This window comes from Dokdonella sp. GW821-FHT11D02, from assembly GCF_058808595.1.
In genome coordinates, this window is the sequence record NZ_CM179520.1 from 462,459 (window position 1) to 482,726 (window position 20,268).

Genomic DNA, 20,268 nt, shown 5'->3' on the forward strand with positions numbered 1-20,268 from the left:
GGCGGCTTGGCCGGCGCGCTCAGCCCTCGCCGCGATAGAACTCATAGCGCGTTTCGTGGCGATACGATTCGCCCGCGCGCACGGTGATGTCGGGGAAATTCGGCTGGTTGATCGCGTTCGGAAACGCGTGCGGCTCCAGGCACAAGCCGCTGCGCGCGCGAAACGGAATCGGCGCGGCGGCGTCGAGCTGGTTGCCGGAATAGAACTGCAGGCCGCGCTGGTTGGTGCGCAGGCGCAGGCCGAGCGCGGTGGCCGGACTGTAGAGATCGGCGGCGACGGTGCCGACGTCGAGGCCGCTCCGATCCAGCCCGCTCGTATCCAGCCCGCTCGTATCCAGCACGTAATAGTGATCGTAGCCGCCCGAAATGCGCAGCTGCGCATGGCCGTCGTAATGCGCCGCGCCGATGGCTTGCGCGCGGCGGAAATCGAACGGCGTCGCCTCCACGTTGAGCAAGCCGCCGGTCGGCAGGCGGTCCGCGCCGAGCGGCAGGATGTGCGCGGCGGCAATGCGCAATCGGTGCGAGTCGATGCTGGCGTCGGCATCGCCGTCGAGGTTGAAGTAGGGATGCAAGGTCAGGTTCAGCGGCGTATCGGCGTCGCTGCGCGCTTCGAGCACCACACGCAGCGTGCAATCGCCGATCAGGGTGAACTCAGCTTCCACCGCGACCTCGCCCGGATAGCCGTCTTCGCCGCGCGGCGAGCGATGGCGCAGCCGGACCGTAGGCTCGCTATCGTCCGTGCTGGCGGCGACCTGCCACAGGCAATGGCTGAAGCCGGTGACGCCGCCGTGCAGATGATTGGACTGCTCGTTGCGCGTCAGCGGCAGACGCGACTGCGCATCGGCCGCGGTGCGGCCGGCGACGCGGCCGATGGTGGCGCCCAGATACGCGTTGCCGCGGGTGTAGTCGGCCAAGCTCGGATACGACAGCACCGCATCGACCAGGCGGCCGTCGCGCGCCGGCACGCGGATCGCGCGAATCGTCGCGCCGTATTCGAGCACCTCGACCGCGAAGCCGCTGCGCTCGTTGCACAGCACGTGGCTGCCCACGCTGCGGCCGTCCTGCAGACGGCCGAACGCCTTACGTATGACCGGCATCCCTTCGGGCTCCTCGCGTGCGTGCTGGCCGGTCGTGCCGCCGGCCTCGTGCACGCTAGGAGTCGCGCGTGTTGCGCGCTACACGATTTTTATCCATACGCCGACTTTGGTTTTGCATCGGCGCGCGTCAAACCGGTACCGCCGCGGCGTCAAGTGAGTGCTGTCGGCGTCGTCGCCGCGTTCTTAGCATGAGCGCACTTCGGAGGGCGCACATGAGCGGCAAGCTTGCGGGAAAAACCTGTCTCGTCACCGGCGCCGGCCAGGGCATCGGCCGCGCGATCGTCGAGCGCTACGCGGCCGAGGGCGCGCAGGTGATCGCCGGCGACATCAACGCCGACAGCTTCGGCCAGCTGCCGCCGGGCGTGCGCGGCGAACGTTTCGACGTCACCGACGCTACGGAGATCGCCGCCGTCGCCGCGCGCCATCCGCACATCGACGTACTGGTCAACTGCGCCGGCTACGTCGCCGTCGGCGACGTGCTCGAATGCGAGGCCGACGACTTCGCGCGCAGCCTGCGCATCAACGTCGAGTCGATCTACCTGATGATCCGCGCGGTGCTGCCGGGCATGCGCGCGCGCGGCAGCGGTTCGATCGTCAACATCGCCTCGGTGGTGTCGACCACGATGGCGGCGCGGCGCCGCTTCGTCTACGCCGCGAGCAAGGGCGCGGTGATCGCGATGACGCGCGCGGTCGCGCTCGACTTCGTCGGCGACGGCGTGCGCTGCAATTCGATCAGCCCCGGCACGGTCGATACGCCGTCCTTGGCCGGGCGCATCGGCGTCGCCGCCGATCCGGTCGCGATGCGCGCGGAGATGATCGCACGCCAACCGATGGGACGCCTCGGCCAGCCGCACGAAATCGCCGCCGCCGCGGTGCTGCTCGCCTCCGACGAGAGCGCCTTCATGACCGGAGCCGACGTCGTCATCGACGGCGGCTGCGCCCTCTGAGCGGCGCGCGACGATGCGGCTCTTGCGTTACGGACCCCGCGGCAGCGAACGCCCGGCCCTGCTCGACGCGCACGGCGTCCTGCGCGATGCCGCGGCGATCGTGCCCGACGTCGTCGCCGCCGACCTGGTCGAGACCTTGCGCCGCTTGCGCGAGGTGGTGCCGGAAACCTTGCCGCGCGTCGACGGCGCGCCGCGCCTCGGCGCACCGCTGCGCGGCGTCGGCAAGATCGTCTGCGTCGGCCTCAACTACGCCGACCATGCGCGCGAAACCGGTCAGCTGCCGCCGCCCGAGCCGATTCTGTTTCTAAAGGCGCCGTCTTCGATCACGGGTCCCAACGACGACGTCGTGCTGCCGCCGGACGCGCACAAGGGCGATTGGGAAGTCGAACTCGGCGTGGTCATCGGCGCCGAAGCGCGCTACGTGCCGATCGAACACGCGATGCAGCACGTCGCCGGCTTCTGCCTCATCAACGATTTGTCCGAACGCAGCTATCAGCTCGAGCGCGGCGGGCAATGGGACAAGGGCAAGGGCTGCGACACCTTCTGCCCGCTCGGGCCGTATCTGGTCACGCCCGATGCGATCGGCGAGCTCGATGCGCTCACTCTGCAATGCAAGGTCAACGGCCGCATCATGCAGCACGGCAACACGCGCGACATGATCTTCAGCGTGCCCTATTTGGTGCACTACGTCAGCCAGTTCATGAGCCTGCAGCCGGGCGATCTGATCAGCACCGGCACGCCGCACGGCGTCGGTCTCGGCATGACGCCGCCGCGCTGGCTGGCCGAAGGCGACGTGATCGAATTGTCGATCGACGGGCTCGGCACGCAGCGGCAACGTGTGGTGCGCTACCAAGCGGAGACGGCGGCATGAGCGCGTCGTCGCGCTGGGCTGCGGTGACCGGCGGCAGCAGCGGCATCGGGCGCGGCATCGCGCTCGCGCTGGCGCACGAGGGTTGGGATCTCGCGGTCAGCTACGTCGACGACGAGCACGGCGCGGCCGCGCTGGCCGCGGAGATCGCCGCGCTCGGCCGGCAGCTGCACATCGCCGTCTGCGATGCCGGCGTGTACGCGCAAGTGGACCTGTTCTTCGAGCAAGCGGTGCAGCGCTTCGGCGCGCCGCCGCGCCTGCTGGTCAACAACGCCGGTGTGCAGACCTGGAGCCCGCTGCTCGAGCTGCGCGAAGCGGACTGGGATCGCGTCTTGCGCACCAACCTCAAAGGCTGCTTCCTCAACACGCAGAAGGCCGCAGGCCTAATGATCGCCGCCGGGCGCGGCGGCGCGATCGTCAACATCGGCTCGGGTTGCAACAAGATTCCGTTCCCGAACCTGGTCGACTATTCGGCCTCGAAGGCCGGCATCGACCAGTTCACGCGCAGCGCCGCGATGGAACTCGGACCGCACGGCATCACCGTGAACTGCATCGCGCCGGGTGCGATCGAGGTCGAGCGCACGCGGCGCGAAGCGCCCGACTATGCCGCGGTGTGGTCGCGCATCACGCCGCTGCGGCGCGTCGGCACGCCGGCCGACGTGGCCGCGGCGGTGCTGTTCCTCGCCAGCGACGCGGCCAGCTTCGTCACCGGACAGACGCTCGGTGTCGACGGCGGCGTGTTCACGCAGCCGAATTGGCCGTACTGATCTCGAGCCTTTTCATCCAAGCGCGCCATGCACTTCGCCTCTCCCGCGTGCGGGAGAAGCTGGCGCGCGCAGCGCGCCGGGCGAGGGGACATTTGCGAGAACTTCTCGGCGAAAGCGGCGCCTGCCGCACCCGGCTCAGTGCGCTTCCACCACCCGCCGCGACGCTGCATGCTCGCCGCCGAAGCGCTTCGCGTTCTGCTTCAGCCGCTGATGCCGCTCGCGGTACTGGCTCGGGTTCATGCCCTTGAGCGCGAGGAACTGGCGGTTGAAGTTCGCGATGTTGTTGTAGCCGCAGTTCATCGCGATGTTGGTGATGCACTCGCTGCTCTCGGTCATCGCGCGACAGACTTCGTTGACGCGCAGGATGTTGACGAAGCCGACGAAGGTCTGCCCGGTGGCGCGGCGGAAGAAGCGGCTGAATGCCGGCGGCGTCAGCCCGACCAGCTTGGCCACGTCGGACTGGTTGATCTCGCAGGCCAGGTTCTGGCGCACGTGGCGATGGATCAGCTCGATGCGCTGCCGGTTCATCTCGGTGATGTCGTTGGTGATGTGGTAGTCGGCGCTGGCGAGATAGCGCAGGTCGTGTTCCGACTCGGCCAGCACGCGCAGGATGTCGAGCAGGCCGATCAGGCGCGCCAAGCCCTTGCTCTCGAACAGCGCGCGCAGGCGCGTCTGTACCGCGGCGGCGGTTTCGCCGTCGATGTGCAGGCCGCATTTGGAGGCGCGGAACAATCGTTTGACCGGCTCGAACTCGGGCAGGTCGAGCAGGTCGCGGCCGAAGCTCTCGGGGCGGAACTGGATCACCACCGCTTCGGGCTTGTCCTCGCCGCCATCGCTCTCGCTGTGCCAGCAATGCGGCAGGTTCGGCCCGGTCAGCACCAGATCGCCGGCGCGATAGGGTTCGATGTTGTCGCCGACGAAGCGCGTGCCGTGACTGTGCACCACCCAGGTCAACTCGAATTCGGGGTGGTAGTGCCAGGTGTGGTCGTCGGCGAAACTGCTGCAGGTGAACCACATGCTGCGAAAGGAACTGGCGGCGTCGATTTCCACCGTCTCGAATCTCGGTTCCATGGTGTGCCTCCCGATGCCGCAGGTCGCCGCGTACGGTCGCCTGCGTCGTTATTGGATGAGTACCGATCAAAAGATCGCAAAAACACGGCATCCTGCACGAATCGACTATCCATTACGCCTCTTCGAAATTGCAAGTGACGAAGGTCTGCGCCAGCGCCGGCCGGCCGCGATAGCGCGCCGCAGCAAGACCGACGCGGCCGACCGCCGCCTCGAACAAGCCGCCGGCGAGCGGCTGCGCCGCGAGCGCGGCCGCATCGAGTCCTTTGCGCGCTGTGGTGATGAACAAGCGCTCGAAGCCGGCGCCGCCGAAGGCGCACTTGGTGGCGTTGGCGACCGGCAAGCGCACGCGGTCGGTGGCGCGGCCGTCGGCGTCGAAGCGCGTCACGCAGCCGCCGCCGAAATGCGCGCACCAGACGCCGCCGTCGGCATCGAGCGCGAGTCCGTCCGGATAGCCCTCGCCGTCGCCGATCTCGGCGAACGGCGCGAACGCGCCGGCGAGCCGGCCCTTTTTCAGCGGCGCGCGCAGGATGCGCCGCGCCAAGGTGTCGACGAAGTAGCCGGCCGTGCCGTCCGGCGCGAAGGCGGGACCGTTGGTGATCGCAAAGCCGGCGCCGATGCGTTCGAGCGTGCCGTCCGCATCGAGGCGGAAGAAGTCGCCGAGCGGCGCACGCTCGGCGCAATCGAGCGTGCCGAACCAGAACGCGCCGTCGCTGCTGCAGGCGGCGTCGTTGATGCGCACGCCGGCGTCATCGATGCGCGGGTCGATGAGCGCATGCAAGCGGCCGCTGTCGAGATCGAGCCGATGCAGTTGCTGCTCGCCGCTGCACAAGAGTGCGCCGCTCGCGGCCGGCGCCAGCGCGGTCAGCGCGAACGGCAATGCGCAGCGTTCGGCGCGCGCGTCGTCGGGACGATAGCGATGCATACGGCGGCCGAGGATGTCGACCCAATACAGCGCCGCGTCGTCGCTCGACCACAGCGGCCCTTCGCCGAGTTCGGCCGCGGCCGGTACCACGCAGCGGGCGTCGTGTTCGCGCATCAGTGCGAGTTCCGCGGCGTGCCGAAGCGCTCGATCAAGCGCGTGTAGCGGCCGCGCGTGGTCAGCGTCGCCCCTTCGTCCAAGGCCGATACGCGTTCGCGATAAATCTCCTGCCACGGCGTCTGATCGACCAGCGCCGGCGCCGGCAACGCGGCGCGGCGGCGCGCCAGTTCCGCGTCGTCGAGCAGCACGTCGACGCGGCCCTCGCGCAGATCGACGTCGATCAAGTCGCCGTCGCGCAGCAAGGCGAGGCCGCCGCCGGCGGCTGCTTCGGGTGAAACGTGCAGGATCGAAGGGCTGGCCGAGGTGCCGCTCTGGCGTCCGTCGCCCATGCACGGCAGCACCGTCACGCCGCGCCGGATCAGTTCGCGCGGCGGCGCCATGTTGATCACTTCGGCCGAGCCTGGATAGGCGATCGGTCCGCAGTTGCGCATCACCAGGAGAGACAACTCGTCGATGCCGAGCGCGGGATCGTCGATGCGCGAGTGATAGTCCTCCGGACCTTCGAACACGACCGCGCGTACGCGGAAGCGGTCCGGCTGCGCCGGATCGGACAGGTAGCGCGCGCGGAAGTCGGCGCCGATCACGGAGGTCTTGATCAGCGCGGAGCGGAACAGGTTGCCGCAGAGCACGCGAAAGCCGGCGTGTTCGCGCAGCGGCGCTTGCAGCGAGCGGATCACGCGCGCATCGCTGCTGGCGCAGTTCGCGTAGGCTTGCGTGAAGCTTTGTCCCGAGACCGAGCGCGCGGCGCCGTCGAGCAGGCCGCCGCGCAAGAGCTCGCCGATCACCGCCGGCACGCCGCCGGCGCGATGGAAATCCTCGCCGAGGAATTCGCCGGCCGGCTGGCAGTTGACCAAGAGCGGCACCTCGAAGCCGTGCTGCTGCCAGTCGTGCAGCGACAGTTCCGTGCCGGCGCATTGCGCGATCGCCTGCAGGTGGATCGGCGCGTTGGTGGAACCGCCGATCGCCGAGCAGACCTTGATCGCGTTGAGGAAGGCCGTGCGCGTCAGCATCGCCGAGGGGCGCAAGTCTTCGCGCACCATCTCGACGATGCGTCGGCCGGTTCGGTAGGCGATCTGCGCGCGTTCGCGATACGCAGCCGGGATCGCCGCGCAGCCGGGCAGCGACATGCCGAGCGCTTCGGCCAGCGCATTCATCGTCAGCGCAGTGCCCATGGTGTTGCAGTGGCCGATGCTCGGCGCGGCGGTGGTCACCTCGGTCATGAAGCGATCGAGATCGATCGCGCCGGCGGCGAGGCGATCGCGCGCCTCCCACAGGCTCGTGCCCGAGCCCATGCGGCGCTCGCCCTGCCAGCCGTTGAGCATCGGGCCGCCGCTGAGCACGATCGCGGGCAGGTCGAGCATCGCCACGCTCATCAGCTGCGCCGGCGTGGTCTTGTCGCAGCCGGTGGTCAGCACGACACCGTCGAGCGGATAGCCGTGCAGGATCTCGGTCAGCGCCAGCGCGCACAGATTGCGATCGAGCGCGGCGGTCGGGCGACGCCCGGTTTCCTGGATCGGGTGCACGGGAAATTCGAGCGCGATGCCGCCGGCGTCGCGGATGCCCTCGCGCACGCGCGCGGCCAGTTGCAGATGATGGCGGTTGCACGGCGACAGATCGCTGCCCGATTGCGCGATGCCGATGATCGGCCGCCCCGACTGCAGCTCCTCGCGCGTCAGGCCGAAGTTGACGTAGCGCTCGAGGTACAGCGCGGTGTCGACCGGATGGGATGGGTCGTCGAACCAGTCGGCGCTGCGCAGCTTGTTCTTGGTCTCGTCGGCCATCGGATCGTTTCGCCTCGCGTGAAGCATCCTCGCGCTGCGTGTATCCGAGCGACCACGCATGGTTTATCCGGCCGGCAATACAAACGTCCGTTGCACCGCCGCATTTCCCGACGTCAATCGAACGCGCGCGCGAACGACCCTCGCGCCAGACGCATGCGTCGAACACGGCCGCAGCAAAACCCTATCGGCTGCGCATCAATTGCGTCGTGGCTGCACACGCGTCGGCGGCGTAGCGTGCGGCATGCTCGGGGAGAACGTCATCGCCGGGCGCTCGCACCATTGAGCGGTACGACGACGGCGCCGTGCGAACGGCCGGCTGTCGCCGTCGACCGCGATCGACCGTCGCAACGAGGGGAATCACATCATGCAGAAAACGAGTCGTCGTACGCGTATCGCGATGCAGGCCGCGCTGTTGTTGGCGCCGCCTTTGCTGGCGCCGTCGATCGCGAGCGCCATCACGGTCAACAACTCGACCTTGCTGTTCGAACCCGGCGCGGCCGTGGTCACGGTCGGTTCGCTGTTCCCGGTGAACTGGGTGGTGAAGAAGCTCGACGGCACCACCGTCGCCAGCGGCACGGCGAACACCGGCGGCTCGACCGGCACGATCAATCTCAACGCGCTCGGTCCGGGCTACTACCAGCTGCAGCTCGGCGCGATCTTCCAGAGCTCGATCGACACCAGCATCGGCATCATCAGCAACCTGTCCACCTTCCCGAGTACGATCGCGGCCAAGCTCGGCACCACCGCGCACCCCGAACTGCTGCCGTCACCCAACTACGCGGATCTGGTGACCAAGGCCGGCCTCGCCAACTTGCGCTTCGACATGCGCTGGCAGCAGATCGAGCCGAGCGCCGGCACCTACACCTTTGCGCCGACCAGCCCGAACCCGATCAACTACGACACCTTGATCAGCTCGCTCACTACCGCCGGCGTGAAGCCGCTGATCGTGCTCGGCTACAACAACCCCGCCTACGACAGCAATGCGCGGCCCAATTCCCTGGCCGGCATCGCCGGCTATGCGAACTACGCGGCGGCGATCGCCGGCCGCTACGGCACCGCGATCGATTACGAGGTGTACAACGAGTACAACATCGACAGCGGCGTCACCATCGGCTCCTGCGGTCTCGGTCCGAACTGCTACATCTCGCTGGTGCAGGCCGCCGGCAGCGCGATCCACAGCGCGGCGCCGGGCGCGCGCGTCGTGCTCACCGGCATCGCCGGCTGGACCCAGCATTGGCTCGGCGGCGACACCCAGACGCCGGCCAACAACTTCATCTCCTACGACTGGCTGAAAGGCTTTCTCGATCTCGGCGGTGCGGGCGATGTGGACGTGTTCAATTTCCACAACTATCCGACCATCGTGACGCCGAACGGGCTCGCCTTCGACCGCCCTGAGAACGACAACGAAGCGATCGTCGATTCGCTGCAGTCCTTGCTCGCCAACTATCCCGCCGCCGCCGGCAAGCCGCTGTGGATGACCGAGACCAGCTGGTCGACCTACGCCACGGCGCCGGGCATTTCCGAAACGCTGCAAGCCGCCTACCTCGTGCGCGATCAGATCCTCACGCTGCGCCAAGGCCTCGATCGCTACCAGTGGTACGACCTGTTCGACGACACCGCGGCCAACAACGTGCAGGGACGCTGGGGCCTGTTGCGCAATCCGGACGCCTTTCCGGCGATCGCGCCGAAGCCGAGTTTCGTCGCGCAGGCGGTGCTGACGCGCCAGCTCAACGGCTACACCTACTCGACCGAAGACGCGGTGCAAACCGGCGTCTACTCGCTGCAGTTCACCAAGACCGGCTCACCGCTCAAGCGCGTGCTGTGGTCGGGCGGCGGCCTCTCGACCGAGATCGACATCGCCACCAGCTCGGCGATCACGCTGACCGACACGCTCGGCTTCGTCTCCACCCTGACGCCGACGGCCGGTGTGGTCCACTACACGCTGAGCGCCAGCCCGGTGTACCTCAGCGGCGGCAGCATCAGCGGCATCAGCTCGGCCAATCTCGCCTTCGGCAAGAGCGTCACCGCGAGCAGCAACGACGGCACGCATCTGCCGGCCAACGTCGTCGACGCCGATGCGCAGAGCTATTGGCAGGGCGGCTACAACCTCTATCCCTCGTCGGTGACGATTGATCTCGGCAGCGCGCGCAGCGTGAACCGCCTGCGCCTGTCGACACCGCCGGACTGGTTCTGGCGCTACGAGAACTTCTCCATCGAAGGCAGCACCGACGGCAGCAATTTCTCGACCTTGGTCGCCAACGCGCAGTACACGCTCGCGCCGGAAACCGGCAACACGGTCAACCCGACCTTCACCGCGACGTCGGTGCGCTACGTGCGCGTGTCGGTCAGCGCCAGCACCGACTGGAATGCACGCGCGGGACAGTTCTCCAACATCGAGGTGTTCGGGCCGTAAGCGGGGATCGTGAGCGCAGCCGCCGATGAGCGCCGTGTGCGCAAGGCCTGAGAAACCCGCCGAGAATACGCGCTCGATCGTGTGGATCAGCGCGGTCGCCACGCTCGGCGGCTTCCTGTTCGGCTTCGACAGCGGGGTCGTCAACGGCACCGTCGACGGCCTGCGCCAGGCGTTCGCGTCGAGTTCGGCCGGCGTCGGCTTCGAGGTCGCCTCGATGCTGCTCGGTTGCGCGCTCGGCGCGTTCTCGGCCGGGCGCCTGGCCGATCGTTACGGACGGCGCAGCGTGCTGATCGCCGCGGCGCTGTTGTTCTTGTGTTCGGCGCTCGGCGCCGGCGCGGCGACGACGTCGATCCTGTTCGTCGTCGCGCGCGTGCTCGGTGGCTTCGCGGTCGGCGCGGCCAGCGTGATGTCGCCGGCCTACATCGCCGAAGTCGCACCGGCGCGCTACCGCGGACGGCTCGCCACCTTGCAGCAGATCGCGATCATCGGCGGACTCTTCAGCGCCTTCCTCAGCAACTATCTCTTGGCGCAAGCGGCCGGCGTCTCGACCGCGCCGCTGTGGTTCGGCCAGGCGGCCTGGCGCTGGATGTTTTGGATGCAGGCGCTGCCGTCGCTGGCGTTCCTGCTGCTGTTGCTGCCGATACCCGAGAGCCCGCGCTATCTGGTCGCGACCGGCCGCGTGAGCGAGGCGCTGGCGGTGCTGACGCGGCTGTACGGCGCCGATGCGGCGCGGCGCAAGGGCGCGGAGATCGAAGCCTCGCTCGCGCACGACCGCCATCGGCCGCGCCTGTCCGATCTGATCGACGCCTCGACGCGACGCCTGCGGCCGATCGTGTGGGTCGGCATCGGACTTGCGACCTTCCAGCAGCTGGTCGGCATCAACGTCGTGTTCTATTACGGCGCGGTGTTGTGGCAGGCGGTCGGTTTCTCAGAGAGCGACGCGCTGCTGATCAACGTGTGCTCCGGCGCGCTCAGCATCGGCGCCTGTCTCGCCACCGTGTTCCTGATCGATCGCATCGGGCGCAAGCCCTTGCTGTGGATCGGCTCGCTCGGCATGGCGGTGTCGCTCGCCGCGGTCGCGTTCGCTTTCGCTAGCGCGTCGCTTGGTGCAGACGGTGCGCTCGCGTTGTCGCCGGCGGCCGGGCGCAGCGCGCTGGTCGCCGCGCATCTGTACATCGTCTTCTTCAACCTGTCGTGGGGGCCGGTGATGTGGGTGATGCTGGGCGAGATGTTCCCCAACCAGATTCGCGGCTCCGCGCTGGCGGTGGCCGGCGCCACGCAGTGGCTGTCGAACTTCGCCATCACCGTGAGCTTTCCGATCCTGCTCGCCGGCATCGGCCTCGGTCGCGCCTATGGCTTCTACATGGTCGCGGCGGCAGTCTCGGCCTGGTTCGTGCTGCGTTTCGTGCACGAGACGCGCGGCACCGAACTCGAGCAAATGCGCGGCTGAAATCGCCGCCGCGATGCTGCGTTGCGGCACGCCGCAGCGACGATTAAGCGCGTATCCGAAGCCGGCAAATTGACGCGTAGCCGCCGCCGGCCGCCGCATGCATAAATCGTGTCGCCATCGCGGCGTCGAATGCGACGGCCGCCACAAAACGAGAACGAACATGCGCAAGACCGAGGGGACACGATGAGCCAGGCCACACCTCCGCTGCCGCTGTCGCGGCTGTCCGTCGCGGTGCGCAGCGCGCTGCTCGCGCTCGCCGTACTGGCCGCACCGGCCTGGGCCGACGAGGTCGACAGCGCCGCGCCGGCAGCCGGCACCACCGCACCGGTGTCGGACGCGGCGAGCCCAGCCGACGCCGCGCAGACGAGCAGTAGCGACGCGCAGACCGGCAAGAGCACGCCGGCCGCCGATCCGAACAAGCCGTCGCTGATGGGCGAGATCAAGGTGGTCGGCTACCAGACGCGTTCGGCCACCAGCGCCACCGGCGTGGTCACCGACATCATCGACACGCCGATCTCGATCTCGGCGATCAACCACCAGTTCCTCGGCGACATCGGCGCTTCGCAATCGATGCAGGCGATCGGTGCGCTGACCGGCGTGACCGGACAATCCAACAGCGGCGAGACCCTGACCAATTTCGCCGTGCGCGGCTACAAAGTGATTCCGCAGGTCGACGGCTTCGACTCGCTGGCGATCGTCTCGGGCGCCGGATCGACCGCCGGCGTCGATCGCATCGAAGTGTTGAAGGGGCCGTCGGCGGTGTTCAACGGCAACGTGCCGCCGGGCGGCTCGATCAACATCATCTACAAGAAGCCGACCTTCAACTCGAGCCCGACGTATTTCGAAGGGGAGGTCGGCAGCTGGTCGTATCGCAGCGGCGAGTTCTTCTCCTCCGGTCCGATCAACGACAAGTTCGCCTACCTGGTCGATCTGTACAAGAAAGACGCCGACGGCTGGGTCGATTGGACCGAGCAGAAAGAAAAGACCGCGATCCTCGGCGCCACCTTCCGCCCGATCGACACGCTCAGCCTCAACCTCAACTACCGGCGCATCCAGAACGACGGCCAGATGTCGACGCTGCCGGTCAGCCATCCCGGCTTCATCGGCTCGGGCGCGCCGCAAGACACCTATCTCGACGTCTGGGTCGCGCAGAATTTCGGTCCGAACGCCGCGCCGCAGACCATCACCGTGCCGCAGTACCTGCCCGGCGGCCGCCGCTACAACGTGCTCGGTCCGCAGAACTACAACAAAGAAACGTTGCAGATGTGGAGCGGCGAAATTTCCTGGCAGGCGAACGAGCACGTCGAGATCCGCGACACCTTCGCCAGCACCGACTACACCTGGGGCCTGCTCGGTCTGTTGCAGAGCGGCGCCAAGGTGCTCGGGCCGGACGGTCGCGCCAGCACGTTCTTCGGGACCTCCGGCTTGCTCGCCGGCGAGCAGGAAGGCAGCGGTTGGGAGAACAAGCTCGAAGCGGTGTTCTACTTCGACACCGGCCCGATCAGCCATTCGACCCTGGTCGGCTATCAAGCCTCCGGCTCGCAGACCGACGTGTTCAAGGCCTGGGTGGGACCTGCGCAGATCAACAGCCAGGGTCAGCCGTGGGATTTCTTCAGCGACGGGCCGATCCTGCTGCAGAACCAGTTCGACGCGCTGCGCCGCGTGTTTCCGACGCCCAACTACGCCAACCAGCGCGACACCGGCCGCGTGCTCACGCATGCGTTCTACGTCGCCGAGCAGATGTCGATGTTCGACGATCGCCTGCACGCGCTGCTCGGCGTGCGCCACACCGAAACTTCGACCGACGGCGCCGGCGTCAGCGACACCACTCCGCAGATCGGGCTGATCGGCAAGCCGTTCTCGCCCGATTCGTTCTTCGCCGACACCGCGTTCTTCGTCAACTATTCGAAATCGTTCACGCCGTCCGGCCTGCTGCAGCCGGGCACCACGCAGGTGGTGCCGCCGGCCAAGGGCACCGGCAAGGAGTTCGGCGTGAAGACCGCCTGGCTCGACGGCGCCGTCACCGGCACGCTGTCGTTCTTCCGCGACGACCTCGCCAACATCGCCACACCCGACTATTCGCATCAAGGCCAGAGCGACCAGCTGGTGCTGTACAACCTCGGCGGCGTCGGCCGCGCGCAGGGCATGGAGGCGGAAGTCACCTGGACGCCGACCAAGACGCTGCAGCTGTCGGCCAATTTCACCAACCTGCCGGTGGCGAAGTACCTCAAGTACCCCGGGGTGCCGCAGCAGATCGGTCTGCGTTTCGGGTCGGCACCGCGCCAGCAGGCCAACTTCACCGCCAAATACAGTTTCGAGGACGGCGCGCTCGCCGGTCTGTATCTCGGCGGCTGGATCCACGCGCAAAGTCCGACCCGCGGCACGCTCGGCGGCGACTGGCACTACGACGTGTCGCTGCCGGGTCTGGTGCAGGTGTCGGGGTTCGCCGGCTACAAGATCGGCCAGTTCGATCTGCGCCTGAACATCGACAACCTGACCGGCCGCGGCGGTTACGTGATGAACAACGCGTTCCAGCCGCAATCGCCGCGCGCGTACTACTTGACGGTGAAGTACACGCTGTGAAACCGTCGGGCCGAATCGGACCCATCGATGGGGGGATGGTGAACGAAGGGCGCAGGCGCCTTCTGCGGCAGGTCGGAGCGGGTGCTTTCATCGCCGGGTTCGGTCACGGCCTGCCGTCGTGGGCGTTCGCCGATACCGCAGCGACCCCCGAATCGCTCGGCGTGTCGTCCGCCGCGGTGCGCGCCTTCATCGCCGCCGCAGCCGCCGCACCGGCGCACGAACTGCACAGCGTCGTAGTCGCGCGCAAAGGCCGCATCGCCGCGCGCGGTTTTTGGGCGCCGTATCGCGCCGACGTACCGCACAGCCTGTATTCGCTGAGCAAGAGCTTCACCTCGACCGCGGTCGGTTTCGCCATCCAGGAAGGACGGCTGAAACTGTCGGACAAGGTGGTCGACTTCTTCCCGCAGCAAGCGCCGGCCGCGATCGACGAGCACCTCGCAGCCCTGCGCGTCGAGCATCTTCTGACCATGGCGGTCGGCCACGCCGCCGACTCGACCCCGGCGGTCACGCGCGAGCAGGATTGGGTCAAGGCGTTTCTGGCGCAGCCGATCGTGCATGCGCCCGGCAGCGTGTTCCAGTACGACAGCGCGGCGACCTATCTGCTCTCGGCGATCGTGCAGAAGCGGAGCGGCGCGAAGCTGGTCGACTATCTGCGCCCGCGCCTGTTCGAGCCGCTCGGCATGGGCGCGATGCGTTGGCAGGAATGTCCGCGCGGCATCAACGCCGGCGGCTGGGGTCTGTACGCGACGACCGAGTCGATCTTCCGGTTCGGCCAGTTCTATTTGCAGAAGGGCCAGTGGAACGGCCGCCAGTTGCTGCCGGCCGCCTGGATCGAGCAAGCGACCGCGTTCAAGATCCAGCAGCCCGCGCCGGCCGGGCAGGATCTGGCGACGCTCAAGCCCAACAGCGACTGGCATCAAGGCTACGGCTATCAATTCTGGCGCTGTCGTCACGACGCATTCCGCGGCGACGGCGCATTCGGCCAGTTCTGCATCGTGCTGCCCGAGCTCGACGCGGTGATCGCCTTGACCGGCCGCACGCTCGATCTGCAAGGCGCGCTCGATCTGGTCTGGAATCATCTGCTGCCCGGACTGCACGATGCGCCGCTGCCCGAAGATCGGGACGGCGCGAAAGGTCTGCACACACAGCTCGCGCAACTTGCGTTGACGCCGCCCGCGGGTGCGCGTTCGTCGGCGCGCGCGACGCGGCGCGCGAGCTACGCCGTCGCGCCGAACGCGCTCGGCATCGAGCGGCTGACGCTCGCGTTCGACGCCGACGCCTGCACGCTCGAATTCGGTGCCGGCACGCACACGCACGCGATCGCCTGCGGCCTCGGCCGTTGGCGCGACGGCACGACCGAGCTGCCCGGCACGCCGCCGGAATTCACCGAGCTGGTCGGCAATACCGTGTTGCCGAAGGGCGCGGTGCGGATCGCCGCGGCCGGCGCATGGAGCGATGCCGACACCTTCCGCATGGAATGGCGCTACACCGAAACGCCGCACTTCGACAGCGTGACGCTGAAGTTTTCAGGCGACACGATCGAAGTGAGCTTTCTCAACAGTCTCACGCAGATGGCCGCGACGGTGCATCCGGAAACGCGGCCGGCGCTGCACGGCAAGAGGTCCTGACGCATGGCATTCATCGACGCCGACGCGATCGCCAAGACCGAGTACGACGTCATCGTCGTCGGCTCCGGTGCAGGCGGCGGCCAGTCCGCCTACACCCTGGCGATGGGTGGCGCACGCGTGCTGATGCTCGAAGCCGGCCGTCACTACGATCCGCAGCGCGAAACGGCGATGTTCCAGACGCCGGAAATGGCGCCGCTGCGCGGCAGCGGCACGCCGGAGAAACCGTTCGGCTTCTACGACGCCACCGTCGACGGCGGCTGGCAGGTGCCGGGCGAGCCGTACGTGTCGGCCAGCCAGGACGACAGCGGCCGCTTCGACTGGTGGCGCGCGCGCATGCTCGGCGGCCGCACCAACCACTGGGGCCGCATCTCGCTGCGCAACGGCCCCTACGACTTCAAGCCGCACTCGCGCGACGGTCTCGGCTTCGATTGGCCGATCGGCTACGACGAGCTGGCGCCGTACTACGACAAGGTCGAGATGCTGATCGGCGTGTACGGCGCCAACGACGGCCTCGAGAACACGCCCGACTCGCCCGAAGGCTGCCTGCTGCCGCCGCCCAAGCCGATCGTCAGCGATCTTTTGATCCAAAAACACAGTCCGAAAGTCGGCGCGCGCACAGTCGCTTGCCATCGCGCCGTGCTGACCCAGCCGCTCGATTGGAAGAACTCGCCGGCCAAGCTGCATCCGGGCAATCCGAACGCGCAACGCATCCTCGCCGACGACATGCGCCGGCGCGCCAGCTGCTTCTGGGCGACGCCGTGCGGGCAGGGCTGTTCGATCCGCGCGAACTATCAGTCGACCACGGTGCATCTGCCGCCGGCGTTGGCAACCGGCAAACTCGACATCGTCACCGATGCGATGGTGGCCGAGGTCATGCTGGCGAAGAACGGTCGTGCCGACGGCGTGCGCTTCGTCGACCGGCGCAGCGGCCGCTCGCGTACGGCGCGCGCGCGCGTGGTGGTGCTGGCGGCGAGCGCGTGCGAGACCGTGCGCATCCTGCTCAATTCCAAATCGGCGCAGTTCCCGCAAGGGCTGGCCAATTCCAGCGGCAAGCTCGGCAAGTACCTGATGGACACGGTCGGCAGCGGCCTGGCCGGGCAGATACCGCTGCTCGAAAGCCTGCCGCCGCACAACGAGGAAGGCGTCTCCGGCTGCCACATGTACATGCCGTGGTGGGGCTACGCGGCACAGAAAGCCGGCAAGCTGCCGTTCGCGCGCGGCTATCACGTCGAATTCGGCGGCGGCCGCCGCATGCCGCAGTTCCACACCATCGGCGGCATCGAATGGCTCACCGGCGGCAGCTACGGCAAGAAGCTGAAGGAAGACGCGCGCCGCTACTACGGCTCGATGGTCTACTTCGCCGGCCGCGGCGAGATGATTCCGAACGAGAACTCCTACTGCGAGATCGATCCCAGCACGAAAGACCGCTGGGGCATTCCGGTGCTGCGCTTCCACTGGAAATGGTCGGACCACGAAACGCGCCAAGCCGCGCACATGCAGAAGACCTTCGCCGAACTGATCGAAGCGATGGGCGGACGTCTGCAAGAGCCGCCCGAGACCGACGGCGCCAAGGCGATCGCGCCGGGCGGCAGCATCATCCACGAAGTCGGCGGCGCGATCATGGGCGAGGACCCGCGAAGCTCGGTGGTCGACAAATGGTGCCGTGCCTGGGAAGTGAAGAACCTCTTTCTCACCGACGGCGCGGTGTTCCCGTCGAACGCGGACAAGAACCCGACTTTGACGATCATGGCCAACGCCTGGCGCGTGGCCGATCGCATACTCGACGGCATGAGCCGCAAGGAGCTGTGATGGACCGGCGCACGACGCTCAAGTGGATAGTCGCCGCGGCCAGCGCCTTGCCGCTCGGCCGCCTGGTGCCGGCCAGCGCCGCCGAAGCCGTGCGCGCCGCCAAGCCCTACGGCGCCGACCCGCGCCTGATCGATCCGTATCATCCCGGCGAACTGTGGCCGCTGACCTTGTCGCCCGAGCAGCGCGAACTGGCGACGATCCTGTGCGACACGATCGTGCCGGCCGATGCGCATTCGCCGAGCGCCTCGGCGGTCGGCGTGGTCGACTTCATCGACGAATGGATCAGCGCGCCGTATCCGACCCAGCGCGAGGATCGCCGCGTCGTGCTCGAAGGCCTCGCCTGGTTCGACGCCGAAGCGAAGCGGCGCTACGCCAAGCCGCTGCGCGCGCTCGACGCGTCGCAGATCGGTGCGATCTGCGACGAGATCTGCTATCTGCCGAAGGCGAAAGCGGACACGATCGAGGCGGCGAAGTTCTTCGCGCGCTACCGCGACCTCACCGTCGGCGGCTTCTACACCACGCCCAAGGGGCGCGAAGATTTGCAGTACATCGGCAACATCCCGCTGCCGCGGTTCGACGGACCGCCGCTCGAAGTCCTGAAAAAGGTAGGTCTCGCGTGAACGATTCGACGTTTCTTGCGCGCCGCCGTGTGCTGCGCGGCATCGCCGCGGCCGCTGCCGGCGCCGCGTTCGCTCATCCCTTGTTGTCCGCCGCGGCGGGCAAAGCCGGCGCCGGCAAGGCGATCCCGTGGGCGCCGGGACTTGAGCTGTACACGCTCGGGCTGACGCCGAAAGACGACATCGCCGCCGCCTTCAAGGCGATCGCCGCGATCGGCTATCGCGAAGTCGAATTCGCCGGCCACTACGAGCGCCCAGCCGCCGAACTGCGGCGCGCGCTCGATGCGGCGGGCCTCAAGGCGCCGGCCGCGCATGCGATTCCGCGCCCGGGCAAGGGCGCCTGGGATCTGCAAGATCTCTCCCGCTTTTCCGACGACCTGCACACGCTCGGCGTGCGCTACGCGGCGGTGCCGATTCCGCTCTTGCCCGATCGCATCTACGACGTGCTGCAGAAGCCGCCGGCGGGCTGGAATGTGGAAGCGGTCTCGCGCCTGTTCGCCACGCTCGACGCGGACGACTGGAAGCGCACCGCCGACCTGCTCAACGAGAAGGGCGCGGCGCTGGCGAAATCCGGCATCCGGCTCGCCTATCACAACCACGGCATCGACTTCTCGCCGCTGCCGGGCGACACCAACGGCCTGCGCATCCTGCTCGAACGCACCGAGGCCAAGCTGATCGACATCGAGCTCGACATCGGCTGGGTCGCCGCCGCGGGACAGAAACTGGCGCCGTGGTTCCGCGCCTGCGGCGAGCGCTTGAAGCTGCTGCATCTGAAGGACGCCAAGCAGCGCTCGAGCAGCGTGATGCAGATGCCCTCGACCGACGCCGGCAGCGGCATCGTCGATTGGAACGAACTGCTCGAACTGCTGCGCGGCAGTCACGTCGAGCACATGTTCGTCGAGCACGAAGAGCCGTTCGCGACCACGCCGATGGACGCGGCGCGCGCCGACTACCAATTCCTGACCCGGCTGTTCGCCGGTCGCGCGTCGAAGCAGAGGACCTCATCGTGAAGCCGTTTCCCGTTCGTACTCTCGGCGCGCGCTGCGCCGTTCTCACCGCCGCTCTGCTGCTCGCCGGCCTCGCCGGTTCGGCGCTCGCTGCGAGCCGCGACAAGAGCGAGGCGCCCGGCAGCGTGGTCGAGCTGAAGCCGTTCGCCGACATCGATCCGGTCGTACGCGATCTCGGCGGCGAATCGATGCGCGTGCTCTACCGCTCCACCTCCAGCGACGGCAAGCACACCGTCGTCTCGGGCACGCTGTTCGTGCCGGCCGGCACGCCGCCCAAGGGCGGCTGGCCGGTGCTCGCGCATGCGCACGGCACCACCGGCATCACCGAGGAATGCGGGCCGTCGCTGTCGCCCAATCTGCTCGGCATGGCCGGCATGGTCGCGGGTTACTTGAAGGCCGGCTACGCGGTCGCGTTCGCCGACTACCAGGGCCTCGGCGCGCCGGGCCTGCACGTGTATCTCGACAACAAGACCGAGGCCTACAACGTGATCGACTCGGTCCGCGCGCTGCGCAACGCGAAGCCGGGTCTGATCTCCGATCGTTGGGTCACCTTCGGCGGTTCGCAGGGCGGCGGCGCCTCGTGGGCGGCGGCCGAGCAGGCGCCGGTGTACGCGCCCGAGTTGCACCTGGTCGGTGCGGTCAACGCGGTGCCGGCGGCCGACATCGCCGGCTACGCCAAGCTCGCCGAAAGCGGAACGATGACGCCGACACAAGCGGCCGCCTACACGGCGCTGTTGATCTCGCAGAGCCGCGCGCATCCGGAACTGGACATGGATCTTTATCGGCGCGGCTCGGTCAAGGCCAACTGGGACGCGCTCGGCCAGTGTCTGCCGGCACGCCAGGAGGCGCGCGGCAAGGCGGTCATGCAGATCAAGCCGGAGGAGCTGAAACCGTCCACGCCGGCGGCGACGCGCAAGCTCGAACAGCTGCTCGAAGCGATGGCCGTGCCCAAGCGCAAGACCGACGTGCCGATGCTGGTCATCTACGCCGGCAAGGACGAATACATCAAGGCGGAGTGGACCCAACAGGCGATCGCCGACGCCTGCCGTCTCGGCACGCGCGTCGAGATCGACTTCCAGGCCGACAAGTCGCACGGTACCTTCGACGGCAGCCGCATGCTCGATTGGGCACGCGACCGCTTCGACGGCAAACCGCTGACGAAGTCGTGCCAGATCTGAACGCGACCGCTGCC

Annotated in this window: 15 protein-coding genes; 11 read left to right on the forward strand and 4 right to left on the reverse strand. The window is 68.0% G+C overall.

Translation table 11 applies throughout. The features are described 5' to 3' along the window. Nucleotides 1–19 precede the first annotated feature (19 nt). Nucleotides 20–1,096 (reverse strand): aldose epimerase family protein, encoded by a 1,077-nt coding sequence (locus tag AC3QL3_RS01940; protein WP_492896571.1) that lies wholly within the window; start codon nucleotides 1,094–1,096, stop codon nucleotides 20–22. Nucleotides 1,097–1,308: 212 nt separating this feature from the next. Between AC3QL3_RS01940 and AC3QL3_RS01945 the strand changes: the two genes are divergently transcribed. The 3 genes from AC3QL3_RS01945 to AC3QL3_RS01955 are packed head-to-tail and all read left to right on the forward strand — an operon-like array spanning nucleotide 1,309 to nucleotide 3,678. After that, complete coding sequence (locus AC3QL3_RS01945) at nucleotides 1,309–2,043, forward strand: SDR family oxidoreductase (protein ID WP_492896572.1); 735 nt, start codon at nucleotides 1,309–1,311, stop codon at nucleotides 2,041–2,043. A 13-nt stretch (nucleotides 2,044–2,056) separates the two neighbouring features. Then, entirely contained in the window at nucleotides 2,057–2,914 is an 858-nt protein-coding gene (locus tag AC3QL3_RS01950; protein WP_492896573.1) for a fumarylacetoacetate hydrolase family protein, read from the forward strand. Beyond that, nucleotides 2,911–3,678: an SDR family NAD(P)-dependent oxidoreductase gene (locus AC3QL3_RS01955; RefSeq protein ID WP_492896574.1), complete on the forward strand. Its 768-nt coding sequence runs from the start codon at nucleotides 2,911–2,913 to the stop codon at nucleotides 3,676–3,678. Before AC3QL3_RS01950 ends, AC3QL3_RS01955 begins: the two co-directional genes overlap by 4 nt. Before the next feature lie 135 nt (nucleotides 3,679–3,813). Here AC3QL3_RS01955 and AC3QL3_RS01960 read toward each other — a convergent pair whose 3' ends face one another. The 3 genes from AC3QL3_RS01960 to AC3QL3_RS01970 all read right to left on the reverse strand — a co-directional run bounded on the left by AC3QL3_RS01960 (nucleotide 3,814) and on the right by AC3QL3_RS01970 (nucleotide 7,569). Continuing rightward, nucleotides 3,814–4,749 (reverse strand): AraC family transcriptional regulator, encoded by a 936-nt coding sequence (locus tag AC3QL3_RS01960; protein ID WP_492896575.1) that lies wholly within the window; start codon nucleotides 4,747–4,749, stop codon nucleotides 3,814–3,816. A gap of 112 nt (nucleotides 4,750–4,861) precedes the next feature. After that, nucleotides 4,862–5,785, reverse strand: a complete 924-nt coding sequence (locus tag AC3QL3_RS01965) for an SMP-30/gluconolactonase/LRE family protein (RefSeq protein WP_492896576.1) — start codon at nucleotides 5,783–5,785, stop codon at nucleotides 4,862–4,864. Continuing rightward, entirely contained in the window at nucleotides 5,785–7,569 is a 1,785-nt protein-coding gene (locus tag AC3QL3_RS01970) for an IlvD/Edd family dehydratase (protein WP_492896577.1), read from the reverse strand. The genes AC3QL3_RS01965 and AC3QL3_RS01970 overlap by 1 nt, the downstream gene beginning before the upstream one ends. A 364-nt stretch (nucleotides 7,570–7,933) precedes the next feature. Between AC3QL3_RS01970 and AC3QL3_RS01975 the strand changes: the two genes are divergently transcribed. The 8 genes from AC3QL3_RS01975 (at nucleotide 7,934) to AC3QL3_RS02010 (ending at nucleotide 20,254) form a co-directional block, all read left to right on the forward strand. After that, on the forward strand, nucleotides 7,934–9,982 hold the full coding sequence (locus AC3QL3_RS01975; RefSeq protein ID WP_492896578.1) for a discoidin domain-containing protein: 2,049 nt from the start codon (nucleotides 7,934–7,936) through the stop codon (nucleotides 9,980–9,982). Between the two features lie 25 nt (nucleotides 9,983–10,007). After that, on the forward strand, nucleotides 10,008–11,432 hold the full coding sequence (locus AC3QL3_RS01980) for a sugar porter family MFS transporter (protein WP_492896579.1): 1,425 nt from the start codon (nucleotides 10,008–10,010) through the stop codon (nucleotides 11,430–11,432). Nucleotides 11,433–11,615: 183 nt separating this feature from the next. Beyond that, on the forward strand, nucleotides 11,616–14,015 hold the full coding sequence (locus tag AC3QL3_RS01985; protein ID WP_492896580.1) for a TonB-dependent siderophore receptor: 2,400 nt from the start codon (nucleotides 11,616–11,618) through the stop codon (nucleotides 14,013–14,015). Between the two features lie 35 nt (nucleotides 14,016–14,050). After that, nucleotides 14,051–15,643, forward strand: coding sequence for a serine hydrolase domain-containing protein (locus tag AC3QL3_RS01990; RefSeq protein ID WP_492896581.1), 1,593 nt, complete (start codon nucleotides 14,051–14,053; stop codon nucleotides 15,641–15,643). Between the two features lie 3 nt (nucleotides 15,644–15,646). Beyond that, on the forward strand, nucleotides 15,647–17,452 hold the full coding sequence (locus tag AC3QL3_RS01995) for a GMC oxidoreductase (protein ID WP_492896582.1): 1,806 nt from the start codon (nucleotides 15,647–15,649) through the stop codon (nucleotides 17,450–17,452). After that, nucleotides 17,452–18,072 (forward strand): gluconate 2-dehydrogenase subunit 3 family protein, encoded by a 621-nt coding sequence (locus AC3QL3_RS02000; protein ID WP_492896583.1) that lies wholly within the window; start codon nucleotides 17,452–17,454, stop codon nucleotides 18,070–18,072. The genes AC3QL3_RS01995 and AC3QL3_RS02000 overlap by 1 nt, the downstream gene beginning before the upstream one ends. Then, the gene (locus AC3QL3_RS02005; RefSeq protein ID WP_492896584.1) at nucleotides 18,069–19,079 is read left to right on the forward strand and encodes a sugar phosphate isomerase/epimerase family protein; all 1,011 of its coding nucleotides are present in this window, start codon (nucleotides 18,069–18,071) and stop codon (nucleotides 19,077–19,079) included. Before AC3QL3_RS02000 ends, AC3QL3_RS02005 begins: the two co-directional genes overlap by 4 nt. Continuing rightward, complete coding sequence (locus AC3QL3_RS02010) at nucleotides 19,076–20,254, forward strand: lipase family protein (RefSeq protein WP_492896585.1); 1,179 nt, start codon at nucleotides 19,076–19,078, stop codon at nucleotides 20,252–20,254. The genes AC3QL3_RS02005 and AC3QL3_RS02010 overlap by 4 nt, the downstream gene beginning before the upstream one ends. Nucleotides 20,255–20,268: the final 14 nt, after the last annotated feature.